The sequence below is a fragment of the Stenotrophomonas oahuensis genome, from assembly GCF_031834595.1.
Lineage (GTDB): Bacteria > Pseudomonadota > Gammaproteobacteria > Xanthomonadales > Xanthomonadaceae > Stenotrophomonas > Stenotrophomonas oahuensis.
Map to the genome: position 1 here is coordinate 251,345 of NZ_CP115541.1, position 17,359 is coordinate 268,703.

Here is a 17,359-nt window from a genome sequence, read left to right on the forward strand (position 1 = left end):
GAGCATGTGCATCAGTGCGTGCCAGCGGTGCGACGCAGCGGCGGCCAGCGCCTATAGGTCATCGCACGCCACACCCACTCCAGCGGACCAAAGCGGAAATGCCGCAGCCAGGCATGTGCGAACAGTACCTGCAGCGCGAACAGCACCAACGCGAAGGGAATCTGCCACAGCCGCGGCAGGCTTTCGAACGCGCCCAGCCCATAACCGTAGAACACCCAGGTACCGACCAGCGACTGCAGGATGTATTGGGTCAGCGCCATGCGTCCGATCGGTGCCAGTACCCGCAGCTGCGCACGGGCGTGCACGATCCAGGCCAGATAGCCGAGGCACATCAGCAGTGAGGCCACCGATGACAGCGCATAAGCGAAGCCGCTGGCCGGGCTGAACGTCCCCGGGGCGACGTAGGGCACCCAGCACGCGCTGATGATCATCAGCACCAGCCCTGCCGGCCACGCGCCCCAGCGCAGGCGGCGGTACAGACGCGGAAAACGTTCCGGGTCACTGAGCGCACCGCTGCGAGCAAACCCGGCCCCGATCAGGAACATGCCCAGCACCTCCGGACCCACCACCAGCATGCCGCCGAGGTTGACCTGCAGGTCGTGCGCTCGCTGCAGCACCGCGTCAGTCCAACTGCCGTGTGCATACGCCTGCCGCTGCAGCTCGATCGCGCGTTGCCCGGCGGCAGCGGCATCGGCCATGGCGCTGTCCGCCTGTGCAGCGATGCCGACCAGCAGCCCCATGCCGATCATCAAGGCAGAGGCGAACAGATAGGTGATAACGCCCATTACCGGCAGCCAGCGCGGCGGCGCTTCCCGGAACGCGAGCAACGGCAGCGATATCAGCGCATACAGCACCAGGATGTCACCGGACCACACCAGCAGGGCGTGGCACAGCCCGATCAGCAGCAGACCGGCGCTGCGTCGCAGGTAAAAGGGAGTGAAGTCACGCCGTGCCGCTTCGGCGCGCTGCGCCATGATCGCGAAGCCGGCTCCGAACAGCAGCGAGAACAGGGTGAAGAACTTGCCCTGCACCAGCACATAGATCAACGCGTCCGCCCAGCGGTCAGCGCCCTGCCAGTGCGGGTCGATACCGGTGAAGGCCAGGTCCAGCGGACCGCTCAGCGCCTCCATGTTCATCAACAGAATGCCCAGCAGGGCCACCCCGCGCAGGATGTCGATGACCTCGATGCGGTCGCCGACGGCAACCGGCTGCAGGGAAGAAGCGACTGGATTCACAGGGCACTCTGGGACCGGGGTGTAGTGCCGCGCCATGCCCGGCAATGCACCGTAGTGCCGGGCTTGCCCGGCACCCGACAAGCAGCCGGGCAAGCCCGGCTCTACATTACATTCAGTGCTGGTGACCGCCGTCCCCGTGCACGTGACCGTGCTCCAATTCTTCGGCCTGGGCTTCGCGCACGTCCACGATCTCCACCGAGAAGTGCAGGTCCTTGCCGGCCATCGGGTGGTTCAGGTCGACGTCGACCACGCTCATGCCGACCTTCTCAACGGTGACCGCACGCGGACCGAAGTTGGTCTGCAGCACCACCTGCTGGCCCGGGACCAGCTTGGCATTGCCGAAGTGCTTCTTCGGCACGCGCTGGGTCAGGCCCTCGCGGCGCTCGCCGTAGGCATCAGCAGCCTTGACGTCGACTTCGAAGCTGGCACCGGCTTCCTGGTCCATCATGGCGTTTTCCAGGCCCGGAATGATGTTGCCATGGCCGATCAGGATCGCCAGCGGCTCACGGTCCTTGGAGCTTTCGATCGGATCCTGGCCCTGCTCGGCCACGGTGTAATGGAAGCGGACGACACTGTCTTTTGCGATCTTCATACGGAACTCTTGTGCTGGGGCTGCCGGGGCAGACGGATGGGACGGGTTGTCGCCCGCCGGTTACGCCGCCATCATGGCGACTTCCAAGGCCGCGCATTATCCGGACATCATGCTGCTGACGCCAGTTTCGCGCTTGACCCGCCTGCCAGCCCAGCTGGCGCTGATCGCCGCTCTGGCCCTGCTGGCCGCCTGTGGTGGCGGTAAAACCACCCGCCCGTCCCCGCCGCCGGCGTCGGCACAGAACTGGCCGGTGGTCACTCCGAACAACCCGCAGGCCGCCAATGCGGTGCTGATGCGCGCCATCGGCCTGGTCGGCACCCCTTACCGCTACGGTGGCAACACGCCCGAATCCGGGTTCGACTGCAGCGGACTGGTCACCTACGTCTACCGCGAGATGGTCGACCTGAAGCTGCCGCGTACCTCGCGCGACCTGGCGGCGGTACAGGGCCCGAAGATCGATCCAAAGCGACTGGCGGCTGGCGATCTGGTGTTCTTTGGCAACCGCGGGAATGTCTTCCACGTGGGTATCTACGTGGGTGAAGGTCGCTTTGTGCACGCCCCGAGTACGGGCGGCACCGTCCGTCTGGACTCGCTCGGTGGGAGCTACTGGAAGGACCATTACACCGGCGCGAAACGGGTTCTACACTAAGCTGAACTGGGCGAAGGGGCGAAAGTGTGACACGCATCACCCATGGGCAAACGAAAATTTAACGAAATTTGTACCTAATCACACGCTTTCCACGGCATCATCACCCATCGTTTTTATTCAGTGACCGCCGCGTGACGACAGCCGACCTGACGTGCAAAGGCCAGACCGCCACCCCACGGCGTCTCACCCGCCCCGCTCTTCTCGCTTTCGCCCTCTGCCTGGCCAGCCTTCCGGCCTGGGCCCAGACGGTGCCGACGGCCGCCCCCGAGGCGGTTGAAACTGAGGCCACGCCGGCCGCCGAGATGACCGCCGCTGCCAAGCCGAAGGCTGCAGCGCCGGTCCGCAGCAAGACCGATGCCGCCGCCAGTGCCACGCTTGCCGCGCTGCTGCCGCACCTGGCTGCCAACGACACCATTCCGCTCATGGACCGCTCGGCGATGGTGGCCGGCGACCTGAGCCGCCTGCTGGCCAACTACGATGCCTCCAACGGCACCATCGTGGCCGCCGACCCGGCCGAGAACGGCAAGGTCCAGTCCCTGCTCCGCCGCGCCATGACCCTGCTGGGCACCCCGTACCGCTGGGGCGGCACCTCGCCGGACAGCGGTTTCGACTGCAGCGGCCTGGTCAGTTATGTGTTCCGCACCGCACTGGGCATCGAACTGCCGCGCGTCTCGCGCGAGATGGCCCGCGATGGCGAGGCCCAGCTGATCAACGACCGCAATGCGCTGGCCGCCGGCGATCTGGTGTTCTTCGGCCGTAAGGGCCGGGTCGACCACGTCGGCATCTACGTCGGCGAAGGCCGCTTCCTGCATGCCCCGAGCACCGGCAAGGACGTCCGCGTGGACAGCCTGGTCACCGGTTACTGGGGTGGCAAGTTCATGCAGGCCCGTCGCGTCGAACTCTGACCGGCCGCGCGCATACCTGAATCCTGAAGGCCGCTGCTCCGCAGCGGCCTTTTTCGTGGCCGGCGTGATGGCCGTTGCCGACTGGAACGCGCGTTGTTCTTTTCACAACCCAGCCCGCCCCCACGGCGAGGCAATGGTACCCGGCGTGGGGCGGCACGCCGGGCAGCGCTGAGCAGGAGACTCCGCCCGGATACCTTTCCGTGAAGGTGACGCATGGCGGCAGTCCCTGAAATTCCGGCCCGGTGTGTGATCTGGTTTGGGCAACCCCTGGCAGCAGAGCGCACGGCCCTGGCCGCCGCAGGCTGGCAGGTCCGCGGCGTAGCGACCGACGGCGCTGTGGCCATCGGCATGCGCGGCAACGACCTGGTGGTCGGGCTGCTGGACCTGCGCAGCGTGGCTCCCTCTCACCTGACCCATCTGCAGGCGGTGCTGGACCAGCATCGGCACCTGCGGGTGCTGGCGATCCTGCCAGCGGGCGCAGCGGCGGTGCATCCGCAGTGGCAGCCGTTGCTGGCCTGCTGCACGGAAACCTTCAGCGCGCCGCTGGATGTTTCGCGGCTGGTGCAGCGGCTGCAGGAGCTGGGCGATGAACAGCAACTACAGCCGCCATCCGGGGCGCAGGCGCTGATTGGCGAAAGCCCGGCGCTGCAGGTCACCCGCGCGGCGCTGCGCAAATTCGCCCCGGTGGAACTGCCGGTGCTGATCACCGGCGAGACAGGCACCGGCAAGGAGCTGGCAGCGCACGCGCTGCATGCGTTGTCATCGCGGCATGCGCGACCGTTCCTGGCAGTGAACTGCGGTGCGATTCCGGCGGCGCTGGTGCAGTCGGAACTGTTCGGTCACGAGCGGGGTGCCTTTACCGGGGCGGCCAATCGCCGGCTGGGTCTGTTCGAAACGGCCAGTGGTGGCACGGTGTTCCTGGACGAGATCGGCGACCTGCCCCTGGACGCGCAGACCAATCTGCTGCGGGTGCTGCAGGAGGGCACGATCGAGCGGGTCGGCAGCAACCAGCCGTTGGCGGTTGACGTGCGGGTGATCGCGGCCACGCACGTGGATCTGGAACAGGCGGTGGAGCGCGGACAGTTCCGCCGCGACCTGTTCTATCGCCTGAACGTACTGCGCCTGCCTTTGCCGGCGCTGCGCGACCGGGGCAGCGACATCACCCTGCTGGCCGAGCACTTCCTTGCCAGCTTCCGCCAGCGCCACGTCACCCGCGCGCGCGGTTTCAGCAGCGAGGCGCTGCAGGCGATGCAGCAGTTCCGTTGGCCAGGCAATGTGCGCGAACTGCTGAACCGGGTGCAGCGCGCGGCGATCGTAAGCGAGGCCGAGCTGATCACGGTGGCCGACCTGGAACTGGAGCCGGAGGGCATCGAAGTGCCGCAGCGCCTACTGCACGATGTCCGCCAGGCTGCAGAGCGGGACGCGCTACTGCGTGCGCTGCGCCAGAACGATTTCAACATCACCGCCTGCGCCCGCACCATGCAGGTCTCCCGCGTCACCGTCTACCGCCTCTGCCGCAAACACCAGCTCGCCCTGCCGGAATTGCGCTGACAGCTCGCGATTGCAGGATTTCCGTGCCGCCGGGCGTTGCCCGGCTTCGGTTGGATTTGGGCGAACAACCGGTGCTCGTCGGTTCCCTGGTTTGGCGGATCGGGATGGGCGTTCCGGGGGACGGCGTGAATCCGTCCATGGAGCCTCGATCGCCGCATCCATGCGGCTCACGCCCCCTCCAGCCCACCCCGACCCGCCATCGACAGTCCATCGGTGGCCAGGAACGAGAGCATTGGCCGTTGCGTTGGCTGTTGCCTGCGCCGTTCGATCCGCATCACGCATTGCATGACGGGGAGGCCGACGAGTAGCCCCCGGAGGGACACTCCACGGCATGGATGCCGTGGAGTAGCCTACATGGACGTACTTGCGGCGTGTCCCGGAGCGGGGCTGCTCGTCGGCCTCCCAACACGCAGAAACTGAAGCGCTGCACTTCGCGCGAACTCACAACATATACGGAATGCGGAAGGCCAAGGTAAAGTCCGGCGCATCCGGGGTCAGCCCGATTCCCAGCTGGCTCACCAGCGTGGTGTTGCGATTCAGCGCATAGGTGATGCCAAGATTGAGCGTGGCCGCATTCGCATCACTGCCGATCACTTTCACCCATTGCCCGCCTTTGTAGCGCGTCGACGCACGCCGGCTGAGCTTGTCACTGAACGACATGCTGAGGCTGGTACGCTCATTGAACGCGAAGGCCACGCCGGCACCGAAGTAGATCGAGCCACCCAGCTTCACATCGCCGGGATTCACCGTGTCCGGATTGCCATCCAGGTCATCGAAACTACCTTCAAAGGAATGGATGTAGCCGATGTTGGCAAACAGGATTGCGGGATCGGCCGTCTTCACCGCTGAAAGTCCCAGGCTGGCCTGCCACACACCATTGCCGGTCGCCTGGTCGCCGGGCACCGCAAAGCGGATGAAATCGTCCTCGTCGCGCTCAAGCACCTTCCAGTCAACACCGTACGGCTCTTGACCGGTGGGCGCGGTGACGCCGACGTTGAGCACCGTCTCCGGCCAGCGCCCCTTCTCCTGGTTCAGTCGCCAGTTGCCGCTCAAGCTGATGTCGCCGATGCCATTGCCGCTGGTCTCTTCCTGCGCGATCGCGGCGGCAGATCCGCCGGCACCGCCCTTCTGGAATACGGTCTTGCGCGCGAGGTAAGGCACATCCAGATTCAGCGTCATGCTGGGTGTCACGCCCCAGCGCGCGGCCAGGTTGTAGGTCAGCGTATCCGACTCGACGTTCTCGATGGCGATGTTGCCGAGGAAGATCGCATCCAGCGCGAGGAAACCATTGAGCGTGACCTGCTTGCGGTCATAACGCGCGTAGCTCAGGCTGTTCTCCAGCGTGAAGCGACGCGTGAACAAGGTCGCGGTCTGCTGCTTCACGTCATCCACGCTGCGTTTGGAGGCCTGCTGCGCCTGTTGCGCCTCAGCCGCACTGCTGGCGTAGCCGTCGCCACTGGGCGGTGTCGTGGCGGCCGCGACCACCGGGGGCGGCGCTGCCGCAGCACCGGTTGCCGGCCCGGTCTTGCCGGATAGCCGCGCCTGCATTGCCTGTACCTGCATGTCCAGTTCGCGCAACCGGCGCACTTCCTGCGCGTAGTTGGCCTTCAGCGTTTCCAGCTGCTGAGCCAGTGCCTTGATGTCAGCCTCGTCGGCCGGCGCGGTCTGCGCCTGTACGCCGGCCGAGGCCATCAGAGCCAGCGCCGCCAGCGCCAGCGGAGTCATCCGATAAGTGTGCATTGCCTTGATCCACGGTGGTGGTAATGCCCCCCACCCGGCCGTTTACTGGCCGGGTCCCATGCCAACGCCACGGACCATGTTCATGGCCTGCGCCACGTTCTGGGTCAGCGGCGCATTGCTCGCCAAGGTCTGCCGCACCAGTTCGATCTGCATGCGGTTGGTCACGGCCTGGCCGTCGCTGCTCAGCGCAATGGTCTGACCGACACTGCCGTTGCGGATCCATTGCTGGACCGCACCGACACCTTCGATCTGCAGTTGCACCTTGGCGTTGTTGCCTTCCATCTGCGCAACCGCGGTTACCCCGTTCTGATGGGCGGTTGCCACGGTTGTGGCCGGTGCGGCCTGTTCTGGTGGCGCACTGCCTTCGCGGACGTTGAGCTGGGTACTGTTGCTGGCCACGTTGTTGTCACCTGCGACCTGGATGGCCTGGGTGACGCCGGCCACGTTCTGCAGGCCGGCCGACTCCACGCTGCGCCCCGGCGTGGCCGGCAACGGTGCGTCGGCGGCCGTGACGGTGACGCTGGGGGTGAAACTGACTTTGGGCGCTGCGGTGCCGTGGGTGAAGTCCATGCCCAGGGTGAGCGCGCTTTCGGCGGCCTTTGTGCCGGCCTGCCATTGCGAAATCATGGTGACGCCGAACCAGGCCACGCTGTTGCCGTTCACGGTGTAACGGCCACGCATCAGGTTCAACTCGGGGTCGGGAATCTCGCTCAGTCCTTTGCCCGCCTTGCGTTGCCCGTCAGTGGCCGGGGCCTCAGCGGCATAGGCCGGTACCATTCCCAGCAGGGCCAGCAGTACCGCACTTCGCGTCCATGGGGTGATGTTCATGATGCCTCCTAAAGCAGGTCGGCGTGGGTAAAGCCGAAATCCACCAGTTCCGCTTCGGTGATCGGCCCCTGCCGGGCGTACAGCGAACGCGCACTGGGGCGTTCACCAGGCTGCAGCAACACCGTGTTGCGATTGAAATCGCTACCGATCACGATGAACACGGCGCGGGACGGCCATGACTGCAGAAATTCTTCAACGGGAATACTGCGGTTGCCCAGAATGGGATCTGCCAGGTCCACCACATCGCCACGGACCTGCTTGAGCACCACGAAGTGGCGGAAACCACGTACATCCATCAGTACCAGTCCGGGCACACGCAGCGAGCGCAGGCGCTCCTCGTTGACGCGGTATCCGCGTCCGCGCATGCCCAGCGATTCAACGTAACGTTTGATGTCCAGCAACGAAAAACCGCGCTGGTGCACCAGCTCCGGGTCGGAGACCCCCATCATGCCCTCGATCACCGTGGCCTCGTCCGCCTCCAGGTTGTAGGCGTAACGCAGGATGGTGGCCAGGGCGGCCGCGCCGCAGCTGTAGTCGGTGTGCTGCCGCACCAGGTTGCGGAATTTCCGCTCCTGCATGCTCTCCACCTGCTGGGTGAACAGCCCGCCATTGGGCAGCACGCCGCTGAAGGCGACGTCGCCGGCGTGCAGCCGACTCATCGGCAGCAACAACAGCAGGACACAGAGCAGACGGCAGATCGACATCGGCGTGGCTCCAGGAAAAGGAAGGAGCCCCTGCCCCAAAGGGGGAGGATGGAACAGGGGCTCCCGGGGAGCCCGGCCATTGGCGGATGACCGGGTTTGTTGCGCTCAACGCGTGTTGCTTGCGAAAACGGACAGACTTACTCGCCGCCACCGCCACCCGGGGTACCGGTGGACGGCTGGGCCACGGCAAGGGCCAGGCTGTTGGCCTGCAGGTTGCCGGTGCCGGCTGCGACGTTCACACCGATGTTGCCGCTGGCACCGCGGAATGCATCGCCGGACAGCGAGGCATTGTTCTCCGCGCGCTCAACCACCCAGCGGGTGGTCTGCACGGTGCCGCTCAGGCTCGCACGCAGATCGGCATAGCCGACTTCGCCGAAGGCCAGCACGCCCTCTTCTTCGGTGTCGAAGCCAAAACCACCGACGCCTTCACGGTTCGGGTTCTGCACCGCGCCCTGGGTCTCGTTGTCGAAGTCAATGTGCCCGGTGGAGCTGCCACCCGAGTGCGAACCGCCGGTCCAGCTGTCCGCGTACAGATTGGACGACTGGTAGGCGTTGCCTTCACCCTTGTAGCCACCGACGCCGATCGCAGCAGTGCCACCGCGCACCGTGCCACGCAGGGTGACTTCGGTGGTGTCCTGCATGCGCTTCACGTAGCCTTCGTTGGACACGTAGTTGCCGGTGGAGACCTGGTTGGAGCTGATGCTCGCCGTGGCCATCCGCGCAGTGGAGACGGACGCTGCCAGTGCGTTCTTCTGCCCGTTGTTGTTGCCGGCCGCGCTGTTCACGCCGATGTTGCCGGTCGCGCCGCGGAAGGCATTGCCGCTGAGGCTGGAATTGTTCACCGTGCCATCGTTCCAGGTGGTGTTACCAGCGCCGTACTGGTTCACGTAGACCTGGGCATCAGACATGCCGAAGGTGAACGAAGCGTCGGCCGCAGACAGCGCAGCCGCGTTGTCCTGGGCATTGTTGTCACCGGCGGCGGTGTTGAAGCCGAGATTGCCGGAGGCGTTCTGGGCGACGTTTTCGCTGATCGACGAGTTGTTTTCCAGCAGCTCGTTCTTGCCTTCGTTGTCGGTGATTGACTGACGGTTGTCGATGATGGCAATCGCCGCCGAGTCGACTTCAAGATCACCGCTCACGGTCGGACGGCCACGGAACTGGACGTCGGCACCGACCTGCAGGTCGGATTCGAGGTTCACATCCACGCCGTGGTTGTTCTTTTCCTTGCGCTCGTCGGCCTGGATGTTGCTGTGCTTCTCGACGTTCTCATTCACGCGTACGTCGCGGGTGTGGTTGACCGTGCGCGTATCGGTGCTGGTGTTGCTGCTGCTGTTGGTGGTGCTGTTGTTGCGGATGCGGGTCCGCGAATCCCAGTCGTTGCGGATGTTGGTGTCGATGTTGGTATCGATATCGGTATCGATATCGGTATCGATGTTGGTATCGATATCGGTATGGATGTCAGTGTCGATGTGGGTATCGATTTCAGTATCGATATCCGGTCCATTGTGGCGGGGATTTGCGGCTACCGACGCAGAAGCAACGGCGATGGCCAGCGCCAGTACGGTCCTTTTCATGGTGGTATTCATGGTGCCCTCTCTCTCATCACGGACTATCGGGTGGGTGAAGCAACTCACGGGGTGGACTGCACCGAGATGCCAAGCTGGTTGGCGGTGACGTTTCCAGAACCCGCGATCTGATTGAGTTGCAGCACGCCGTCAAAGCCCCGCAATGCCGTGTCCTCCACGGCGACGCTGCGGGTACCAGCCGCTTTGCGGCTGTTGGCGAGGTCCTGCCCCCCTGCTGACGCGAGTGCCCCCGAAGCCGCGAGGGCCTCGTCGTCGGACTCGCGTATGCCCTGTTGCGCCAGCGTGCTGGTCACGACGTTGACCGTCGCGTTGCTGATGCCGCTGGCCTGGTTGATCATGGCGACGCCGGTGGCTCCGTTCAGAGCCTGGCCGCCGATGCTGGCGCTGGCGTCGAGCGGCCCGCTGTTGATGCGGTTGCCGGACTGACGCTGGCGTACATTGATGCTGGTGGTGGCCGTCTCGCCGCTGGCCATGCCGAGCAGGTTGGCCTGCTGGTTGAGGTCGCCGGCGACCATGTTCACCGTGATCGCACCGTCGGCGTTGCGCAGCGCGCTGCCATCCAGACGGGTGTGGTTGAGATAGCTCAACATCGCGCCGTAGTCGTCGGCCTGCTGTGCGGCGAGCGGCAGTGGCAGCAGTGCAGCCACGGTGATGCAGACAATGAAACGCTTCATTTGCCGGGCCCACCTGCGGGCTGCCCGCCCATCGGGAACTGCGACAGCGCACCGCGTACGGTGTCGCCGATGCCGCGCGTGGCATTGCCGACCGCATTCAACGGCGTGCTCATGCTCTGGGTCAGGCCACTGCCGGACAGCACACCGTTCTGGGTTGCCTTGCCCAGGGTGGCATTGATGGTGCCGCCGGTAACCCGCTCCACCGTGGTCTGTTGATGACCGGCCGAACCGACGCCGGTGTTGGAGCCCATCGAGGCGAAGTCGTCGTCGCCCAGCTCGTCCATGCCGTTTGAGGTTCCCAATGCGCCGGAAATCTCCTGGTTCGGGGTCGGATCGGCAATCAGGGCGATGCCCGGGGGCGCTGGACGATAAGCGGTGCGTGCGGACACATCACGCAGCAGCACCATTTCACCCGGCTGCGCTTTCACTCCCGTACGCGCACCCGAGGCGTGTGCGGCGGTCGGCAACACCAAGGCAAAGGCGAGCAGCCAAAGGCCGGTGCGTGCGGTTCTGCTGTGTACGGCAACGCTGTCCATCGCGATCTCCCGAAACCATGCAGGAGAGGTAGAGCAGCATTCGTGCCAAGTCTGGAAAGCCCAGCGCAGCAGGGCGTGGGCGTATGCGTGGGGCGCTCAACGCAACGCAGGTGTTACACGTTGGCGTGCGTTCACATTGACTGAACGCGTGGTCGCAAAGCGCTAACGCCTTGATAACAGCGGTTTAACGCGGGGTGTATCACCGCTGTTACACCCGGTGATACACCCTTTACAGCGCGCAGTCAGCTGCCGGACTGCGGCGCGGCAGGGTCTTCGTCCACCCCGACATTGGTGACCGGATTGTTGTAGACCTGCTGGTCCAGCAGCCCGGTTTCCTTCGCCACCAGCACCGGCACCAGCATCTGCCCGGTCACGTTGGTCAGGGTGCGCATCATGTCGAGGATGCGGTCGATGGCATACAGATAGCCGATGGTCTCCAGCGGCAGGTTGGCTGCGCTGAGCACCACCGTGGCCATCACCACCGCCGTGCCGGGCACGCCGGCGGTGCCGAAGCTGCCCAGCACCGAGGCGATCAGCACCACCACATACTGCTCGGGGGTGAGCGGCACGCCGGTGTACTGGGCAATGAACACCGCGCACAGCGCCGGGTAGATCGCACCGCAGCCATCCATCTTGATGCTGGCACCCAGCGGCACGGCGAACGAGGCGTAGTCTTTGTTCACGCCCAGGTTGTGGGTGATCGAACGCATCGCCACCGGCATCGCCGCGAAACTGGACGAACTGACAAAGGCGACCTGCATGCCCGGCGACGCACCGCGGAAGAACTTCAGCGGATTCAGCCCATGTGCCAGCAGCAGGCTGCCGTACACCACCAAGATGTGCAGCGCACAGGCGATGTACAACGCCAGCACGAAGTTGCCCAGCGGCAGCAGCTTTTCAAACCCGTAGCTACCGACCAGCCCTGCGATCAGGCCGAAGGTACCCAGCGGCGTTACTTCCAGCACGAAGCGCGTGATCTGGATCATGATCTCGCTCATCTGCCCGGTCAGCTTGCGCGCCTCGGCCACCTTGTCGCCCAGCTTCACCATTGCGAAGCCGACCAGGCCGGCGAAGAAGATCACCGGCAGGATCGAGCCGCGACCGGCCGCCAGCACGGTCTCGCCGGCCGCATTGACCCGGGTGCCGATGCCGCTCAGCGCGTAGAACACGTTGGACGGCACCACGTCCATGATCACCTTGACCACGCTGGGCACTTCGCGCGGCGTATAGCCATGATCCATGCTCAGGCTGAGGTTGCCGGTGCCGGGCTGCATGACGGTACCCACGGCCAGGCCCACGCACACCGCCAGCGCGGCGGTGATGATGAACCACAGGAAGGTACGGCCGCCGAGCGCCGCCACCGACTTCTGGCCATGCAGCGAAGAGATCGCATTGATGACCGCGAAGAACACCAGCGGCACCGCGATCATCTTGATCAGGGTGACATACAGGTCGCCAAGCGGACCGAACCAGGTTTCAGCGGCCGGACCAAGCAGCCAGCCGGCCAGCGCACCCAGCACGAAGCCGCCAAGGACGCGCTGCCAGAACGGGATCCGCAGCCACGCAGAGACCAGCGTCATGAGCATTCCAGGGGAGAGTGATACAGCCCGTCACAGTAGCTGAACCCGCCCCCGGGAACGAGGTACCGCAGGGGGAATCAGCGTGTCATCGGCGTGCCTTTCTGGGTTCTGCATAATGAACGCCCGTTTCACATCGAGATGACTGCGTTCATGTCCCGTTTTACGCCCCTGGTCGCCGCCCTGGCCACCACCCTGCTGGCCGGCTGTGCCAGCACTGCGCCCTCCTCCCCCGTCTCCTCTGCTGCTGTGCAGGTTCAGGTGCCCACCGTTGCCCATCCGGCCGGTGAAACGCCGCAGTGGTGGTACCGCAACGGCGCGGCCCAGGCGGCCAGTCACGGGGCCATGGGCGGCAAGGCGACGAACGTGATCCTCTTCCTGGGCGACGGCATGAGCCTGACCACGGTGGCAGCGGCGCGCATCTTCGAGGGGCAGCAAAAGGGCAGCTCGGGTGAAGAGAACCTGCTTTCGTGGGAGCGCTTCCCGGCCACCGCGTTCAGCAAGACCTACAACACCGATTCGCAGACCCCGGATTCGGCCGGCACGATGACCGCCATCACCACCGGCGTGAAGACCCACATGGGCGCGATCGGGGTCAGCGCGGGTACCCGCAGCGACTGCGCCGACAGCCTGAACAAGGGACTGCTGACTTGGCTGCAGCTGGCTGACAGCGCCGGCATGGCCACCGGGATCGTGTCCACCGCGCGCCTGACCCATGCCACCCCGGCCGCGACCTATGCGCATTCGCCGGAGCGCAACTGGGAGAACGACACCGACCTGACCGAAGCCGCCAAGGCGGCCGGCTGCCAGGACATCGCCCAGCAGCTGCTGTCGACGTCGCGCTATGGGCGCGGCCCGCTGGTGGCCCTGGGCGGCGGTCGTGCGCAGTTCACCACCATCGAAGAAACCGATCCGGAGTACGACGACAAGGTCGGCCTGCGCCTGGATGGGCGCAGCCTGGTCAATGAATGGAAGCAGACGCACCCGCAGGGCGCATACGTGTGGAATGCGGAGCAGTTGAAGGCCGCGGCCAATGCGCCGGCACTGCTCGGCCTGTTCGAGCCGGATCACATGCGTTACGAGATCGAGCGCAAGGACGACCCGTCCGGCGAGCCCAGCCTGGCCGACCTGACCCGCGCGGCAATTGCCAACCTGTCCCGTCACAGCGAAGGGTATGTGCTGATGGTGGAAGGCGCGCGCATTGACCACGCCAACCACAGCGGCAACGCCTATCGCGCCCTGAGCGATACCGTGGCAATGTCCGACGCGGTGCGTGCGGCGGTCGAAGCCAGCTCCGACCAGGACACCCTGATCATCGTCACCGCCGACCATTCGCACACCCTGAACTTCGTCGGCTACCCGGCGCGCGGCAATCCGATTCTGGGCAAGGTGAAGGACAAGGGCGGCGAAGACGGCGCGGGCGCACTGGACCTGGCCCGTGACGGCACCGGCCTGCCGTACACCACGCTCAGCTACGCCAACGGCCCGGGCTTCACCGGCCAGACCAACCAGCAGCCGGCCGGTCCCAAGACCTACCCGCACGGCCCGAGCAGCTTTGATCCGGCCAAGGGCCGCCCGGACCTGACCCACGTCGACACCGAGCACCCGGATTACATGCAGGAAGCACTGGTGCCGATGAAGAGCGAAAGCCATGGCGGCGAAGACGTCGGCATCTGGGCCCGTGGCCCCGGCAGCCAGGCCATTCGCGGCACGCTGGAGCAGAACACGATCTACCACATGATCGTGCAGGCCACGCCGCGCCTGCGTCAGCGCCTGTGTGACGCCGGCACCTGCGACGCCCAGGGCGTGCCGGTCGAACTGCCCAACGGCAAGGCATTCGAGCGCAAATAGACCCGCGTTCATGCAATCAATCCGATGGCGGCGGTCCACCAGACCGCCGATACTGCCCTGATGACCGCACCCCTCCCGCCGCCGCCCGATCTACCGACGCCGGTGCTGGTGGGCTTCAGCGGTGGCCTTGATTCCACCGTGCTGCTGCATTGGCTGGCACAGTCGCCGGTGCAGCGCGCTGCGGGCCTGCGTGCGGTACACGTCCACCACGGTCTGCAGGCCGAAGCCGATGCCTGGGCCGCGCACTGCGAGACCGCCTGCGCCACGTGGGGCATTCCCTTGCAGGTGATCCGGGTCCAGGTGCCGCACGACAGCGGGCAGGGCCTGGAAGCGGCCGCACGCAATGCGCGCCGCGACGCTTTCGCCCGCGTCCTGCATGAGCACGAGCACCTGGCCCTGGCCCATCATCGCGATGACCAGGCGGAGACCTTCCTGCTACGCGCCCTGCGCGGCTCCGGCGTGGATGGCCTGGCGGCGATGCGTGCCCACGCACCGTTCGCCACCGGCTCGCTGTGGCGCCCTCTGCTGCAGTTCCCGCGGGAGGACCTGCGTGCGTACGCGCAGGCACACGGCCTGCGCTGGATTGAAGACCCCAGCAACGCAAGCGATGCCGCCGACCGCAATTTCCTGCGCCTGCACGTGATGCCGTTGCTGGCGCAACGCTGGCCGCAGGCGGACGCGAGTTTTGCGCGCAGCGCCGAACTGGCGGCCCAGTCGCAGCGTCTGCTGGACGTGGCCGACCACGAATCGCTGCGCCGCTGCATCATTTCGCCAGGAGTGCTGGACTGCAGCCGCCTGCTGCGGCAACCCCGCGAGCGCCGCGCCCGCCTGTTGCGGCAATGGGTGCGCAGTTGCGGACAGCCGCCGTTGCCGGCAGCAGGCATCAAGGCCATCGAACGCGAGCTGCTGCCGGCCGCCCACGATGCCGATGCCCAGTTCGCCTGGCAGGGCGTGCGCATCCGTCGCTGGCGCAATCAGCTTCACCTGCTTTCAGCGGCACTGGCATTGCCCTTGGACTGGAGCGTGCACTGGGAGGGGCGCAGCCCGTTGGCGCTGCCCGATGGGGGCGAACTGGCCCTGCTCGGTCGCGACCGCTTGGCCACGCCGGTGCAGGTGAGCGCGCGACGCGGCGGCGAACGCATCCAGTTGCCGGGCCGCCGCCATTCGCATGCGCTGAAAGACCTGCTGCAACACAGTGGCCTGCCACCGTGGCAGCGCCGCCAGCTGCCGTTGTTGTATGACGGCGAAACCCTGCTGGCCGCAGGAGACCGCGTGATTGCCGCACCGCTGCAGCACTGGCTGGATGAACACGGTGCCCGTCTGCAGTGGACGCCGGGCGTCGCGTGAATTGACCCCACCGGGCTGGCGCATCACACTTGCTTCCATGCCCAAGAAGTCCCCTACTGAAGCCTCCCCTGTAGCCCACTTCGAGCAGTCGCTGGAAGAACTGGAGCAGCTGGTGGAGAAGATGGAAACCGGCGACATGAGCCTGGAACAGTCGCTCAGCGCCTACGAACGTGGCGTGGGCCTGTACCGCCAGTGCCAGCAGGCGCTGGAACAGGCCGAGCTGCGCGTGCGCCTGCTCAGCGACCCGGCCCGCCCGGAAACGGCCGAACCGTTCGACCCGCCCAGCCATGACGGCTGAGCTGACGTTCGCGCGCTGGCGCGACCGGATTGAAAGCCAGCTCGACGCCAGCCTGCCCTCGCCTGAAGCCGCCCCGCAGGGACTGCACCGGGCGATGCGTTATGCGGTGCTGGGCGGCGGCAAGCGGATGCGACCGCTGCTGGTGTACGCCGCCGGCCAGATTTTCGGTGCGGACGAACATGCGATGGATGCGCCGGCGATGGCGGTGGAACTGATCCACGCGTACTCGCTGGTGCACGACGACCTGCCAGCGATGGACGACGACGCACTACGCCGTGGTCGGCCGACGGTGCACATTGCCTTCGATGAAGCCACCGCGATTCTGGCCGGGGATGCACTGCAGACCCGCGCGTTCGGGCTGCTGGCCGACGCACCGCTGCCGGCACTGCTGCGGGTGCATTGCCTGCAGGCACTGACGCATGCGTCGGGCGCAGCGGGCATGTGTGGCGGCCAGGCGCTGGATATCGACGCAACCGGCCGCCTGCAGCCGCTGGCGGACCTGCAGCACATGCACGCGTTGAAGACCGGCGCACTGATCCGTGCGGCGGTCCGCATGGGCGCACTGTGTGGCGATGCGCCGCAGACTGACCTCAACCAGCTGGATGATTTCGCCAGCGCGCTAGGCCTGGCGTTCCAGGTGCGCGATGACATCCTGGACGTGGAAGCCAGCTCCGAGCAGCTGGGCAAGACTGCGGGCAAGGACCAGGCACAGGCCAAGTCCACCTTCCCGGCGCTGCTGGGCATGGACGGTGCCAAGGCTGAACTGGCCGCACTGAGCCAGCGCATGCACGACAGCCTGGCCGGCTACGACGAACGCGCCGACGCACTGCGGGCACTCGGTCGCTTGGCGGTAGAGCGGGATCACTGAGTTTCGCGCGAACAGCCCTCGGCTGTCGGTCTACGTGCTTGGGGCCATCGGATGGGGGGTACGGGACACGCCGTTAACCCATCCATGGGGGCTCGTAGAAAACATCCATGTTTTCTACGGTCCCGTACCCCCCATCCGATGGCCCCCGACAGTTGGCCGGCTGCCACGGAAAATCAAAACCCATTCGCAGCCCCGGTGGGATCGGTCGACAGACGATCGCCGTGAAATTCCCAACATCCGGTAACGCATGACCACGGAACACAGACGCCGTTGATTTGGACGTGGCATTCCCCATGGCCACCGGCCAACTGTCTGGGGCGTGCCGGGGTGGGTTTGCGGGACCGTCAAAAACATGGATGTTTTTGACGGGCCTACAGGGATGTATTCACGGCGTGTCCCGCAAATCCATCCCGGTGCG

The 17,359-nt window shown here is 65.9% G+C and carries 16 protein-coding genes; 7 read left to right on the forward strand and 9 right to left on the reverse strand.

The genetic code is table 11. The features are described from left to right. Positions 1-11 precede the first annotated feature (11 nt). Both PDM29_RS01155 and PDM29_RS01160 read right to left on the reverse strand, forming a co-directional pair. Positions 12-1,271 (reverse strand): DUF418 domain-containing protein, encoded by a 1,260-nt coding sequence (locus PDM29_RS01155; protein ID WP_311192073.1) that lies wholly within the window; start codon positions 1,269-1,271, stop codon positions 12-14. A gap of 76 nt (positions 1,272-1,347) precedes the next feature. Continuing rightward, positions 1,348-1,827 carry an FKBP-type peptidyl-prolyl cis-trans isomerase gene (locus PDM29_RS01160; RefSeq protein WP_311192074.1) on the reverse strand — a complete coding sequence of 160 codons (480 nt, stop codon included), beginning with the start codon at positions 1,825-1,827 and terminating at the stop codon, positions 1,348-1,350. Positions 1,828-1,900: 73 nt separating this feature from the next. Between PDM29_RS01160 and PDM29_RS01165 the strand changes: the two genes are divergently transcribed. From PDM29_RS01165 to PDM29_RS01175, 3 genes are all read left to right on the forward strand, one after another. Continuing rightward, entirely contained in the window at positions 1,901-2,476 is a 576-nt protein-coding gene (locus PDM29_RS01165) for a C40 family peptidase (RefSeq protein ID WP_311192075.1), read from the forward strand. Positions 2,477-2,607: 131 nt separating this feature from the next. Continuing rightward, positions 2,608-3,381, forward strand: a complete 774-nt coding sequence (locus PDM29_RS01170) for a C40 family peptidase (RefSeq protein ID WP_425508700.1) — start codon at positions 2,608-2,610, stop codon at positions 3,379-3,381. Positions 3,382-3,594: 213 nt separating this feature from the next. Continuing rightward, positions 3,595-4,932 carry a sigma-54 interaction domain-containing protein gene (locus tag PDM29_RS01175; protein WP_311192076.1) on the forward strand — a complete coding sequence of 446 codons (1,338 nt, stop codon included), beginning with the start codon at positions 3,595-3,597 and terminating at the stop codon, positions 4,930-4,932. Positions 4,933-5,373: 441 nt separating this feature from the next. Here PDM29_RS01175 and PDM29_RS01180 read toward each other — a convergent pair whose 3' ends face one another. The 7 genes from PDM29_RS01180 to PDM29_RS01210 all read right to left on the reverse strand — a co-directional run bounded on the left by PDM29_RS01180 (position 5,374) and on the right by PDM29_RS01210 (position 12,580). After that, positions 5,374-6,672: a hypothetical protein gene (locus tag PDM29_RS01180; RefSeq protein ID WP_311192077.1), complete on the reverse strand. Its 1,299-nt coding sequence runs from the start codon at positions 6,670-6,672 to the stop codon at positions 5,374-5,376. 42 nt (positions 6,673-6,714) lie between these two features. Continuing rightward, the gene (locus PDM29_RS01185) at positions 6,715-7,500 is read right to left on the reverse strand and encodes a hypothetical protein (protein WP_311192078.1); all 786 of its coding nucleotides are present in this window, start codon (positions 7,498-7,500) and stop codon (positions 6,715-6,717) included. 8 nt (positions 7,501-7,508) lie between these two features. Beyond that, positions 7,509-8,204, reverse strand: coding sequence for a C39 family peptidase (locus tag PDM29_RS01190; RefSeq protein WP_311192079.1), 696 nt, complete (start codon positions 8,202-8,204; stop codon positions 7,509-7,511). 137 nt (positions 8,205-8,341) lie between these two features. Next, complete coding sequence (locus tag PDM29_RS01195; protein ID WP_425508701.1) at positions 8,342-9,790, reverse strand: adhesin; 1,449 nt, start codon at positions 9,788-9,790, stop codon at positions 8,342-8,344. A gap of 44 nt (positions 9,791-9,834) precedes the next feature. Further along, on the reverse strand, positions 9,835-10,464 hold the full coding sequence (locus PDM29_RS01200) for a hypothetical protein (protein ID WP_311192081.1): 630 nt from the start codon (positions 10,462-10,464) through the stop codon (positions 9,835-9,837). Beyond that, on the reverse strand, positions 10,461-11,000 hold the full coding sequence (locus tag PDM29_RS01205; RefSeq protein ID WP_311192082.1) for a hypothetical protein: 540 nt from the start codon (positions 10,998-11,000) through the stop codon (positions 10,461-10,463). Before PDM29_RS01205 ends, PDM29_RS01200 begins: the two co-directional genes overlap by 4 nt. Before the next feature lie 242 nt (positions 11,001-11,242). Then, positions 11,243-12,580: a dicarboxylate/amino acid:cation symporter gene (locus tag PDM29_RS01210; RefSeq protein WP_311192083.1), complete on the reverse strand. Its 1,338-nt coding sequence runs from the start codon at positions 12,578-12,580 to the stop codon at positions 11,243-11,245. A gap of 150 nt (positions 12,581-12,730) precedes the next feature. On the opposite strand from PDM29_RS01210, the gene PDM29_RS01215 reads away from it, so the two are divergent. From PDM29_RS01215 to PDM29_RS01230, 4 genes are read left to right on the forward strand one after another with little or no spacing between them, the layout of a single operon-like run. Beyond that, on the forward strand, positions 12,731-14,428 hold the full coding sequence (locus PDM29_RS01215) for an alkaline phosphatase (protein ID WP_311192084.1): 1,698 nt from the start codon (positions 12,731-12,733) through the stop codon (positions 14,426-14,428). 60 nt (positions 14,429-14,488) lie between these two features. Next, positions 14,489-15,775, forward strand: coding sequence for a tRNA lysidine(34) synthetase TilS (gene tilS, locus PDM29_RS01220; RefSeq protein WP_311192085.1), 1,287 nt, complete (start codon positions 14,489-14,491; stop codon positions 15,773-15,775). Between the two features lie 37 nt (positions 15,776-15,812). After that, complete coding sequence (locus PDM29_RS01225; protein WP_311192086.1) at positions 15,813-16,073, forward strand: exodeoxyribonuclease VII small subunit; 261 nt, start codon at positions 15,813-15,815, stop codon at positions 16,071-16,073. Continuing rightward, complete coding sequence (locus tag PDM29_RS01230; RefSeq protein ID WP_311192087.1) at positions 16,063-16,941, forward strand: polyprenyl synthetase family protein; 879 nt, start codon at positions 16,063-16,065, stop codon at positions 16,939-16,941. The genes PDM29_RS01225 and PDM29_RS01230 overlap by 11 nt, the downstream gene beginning before the upstream one ends. Positions 16,942-17,359 lie beyond the last annotated feature (418 nt).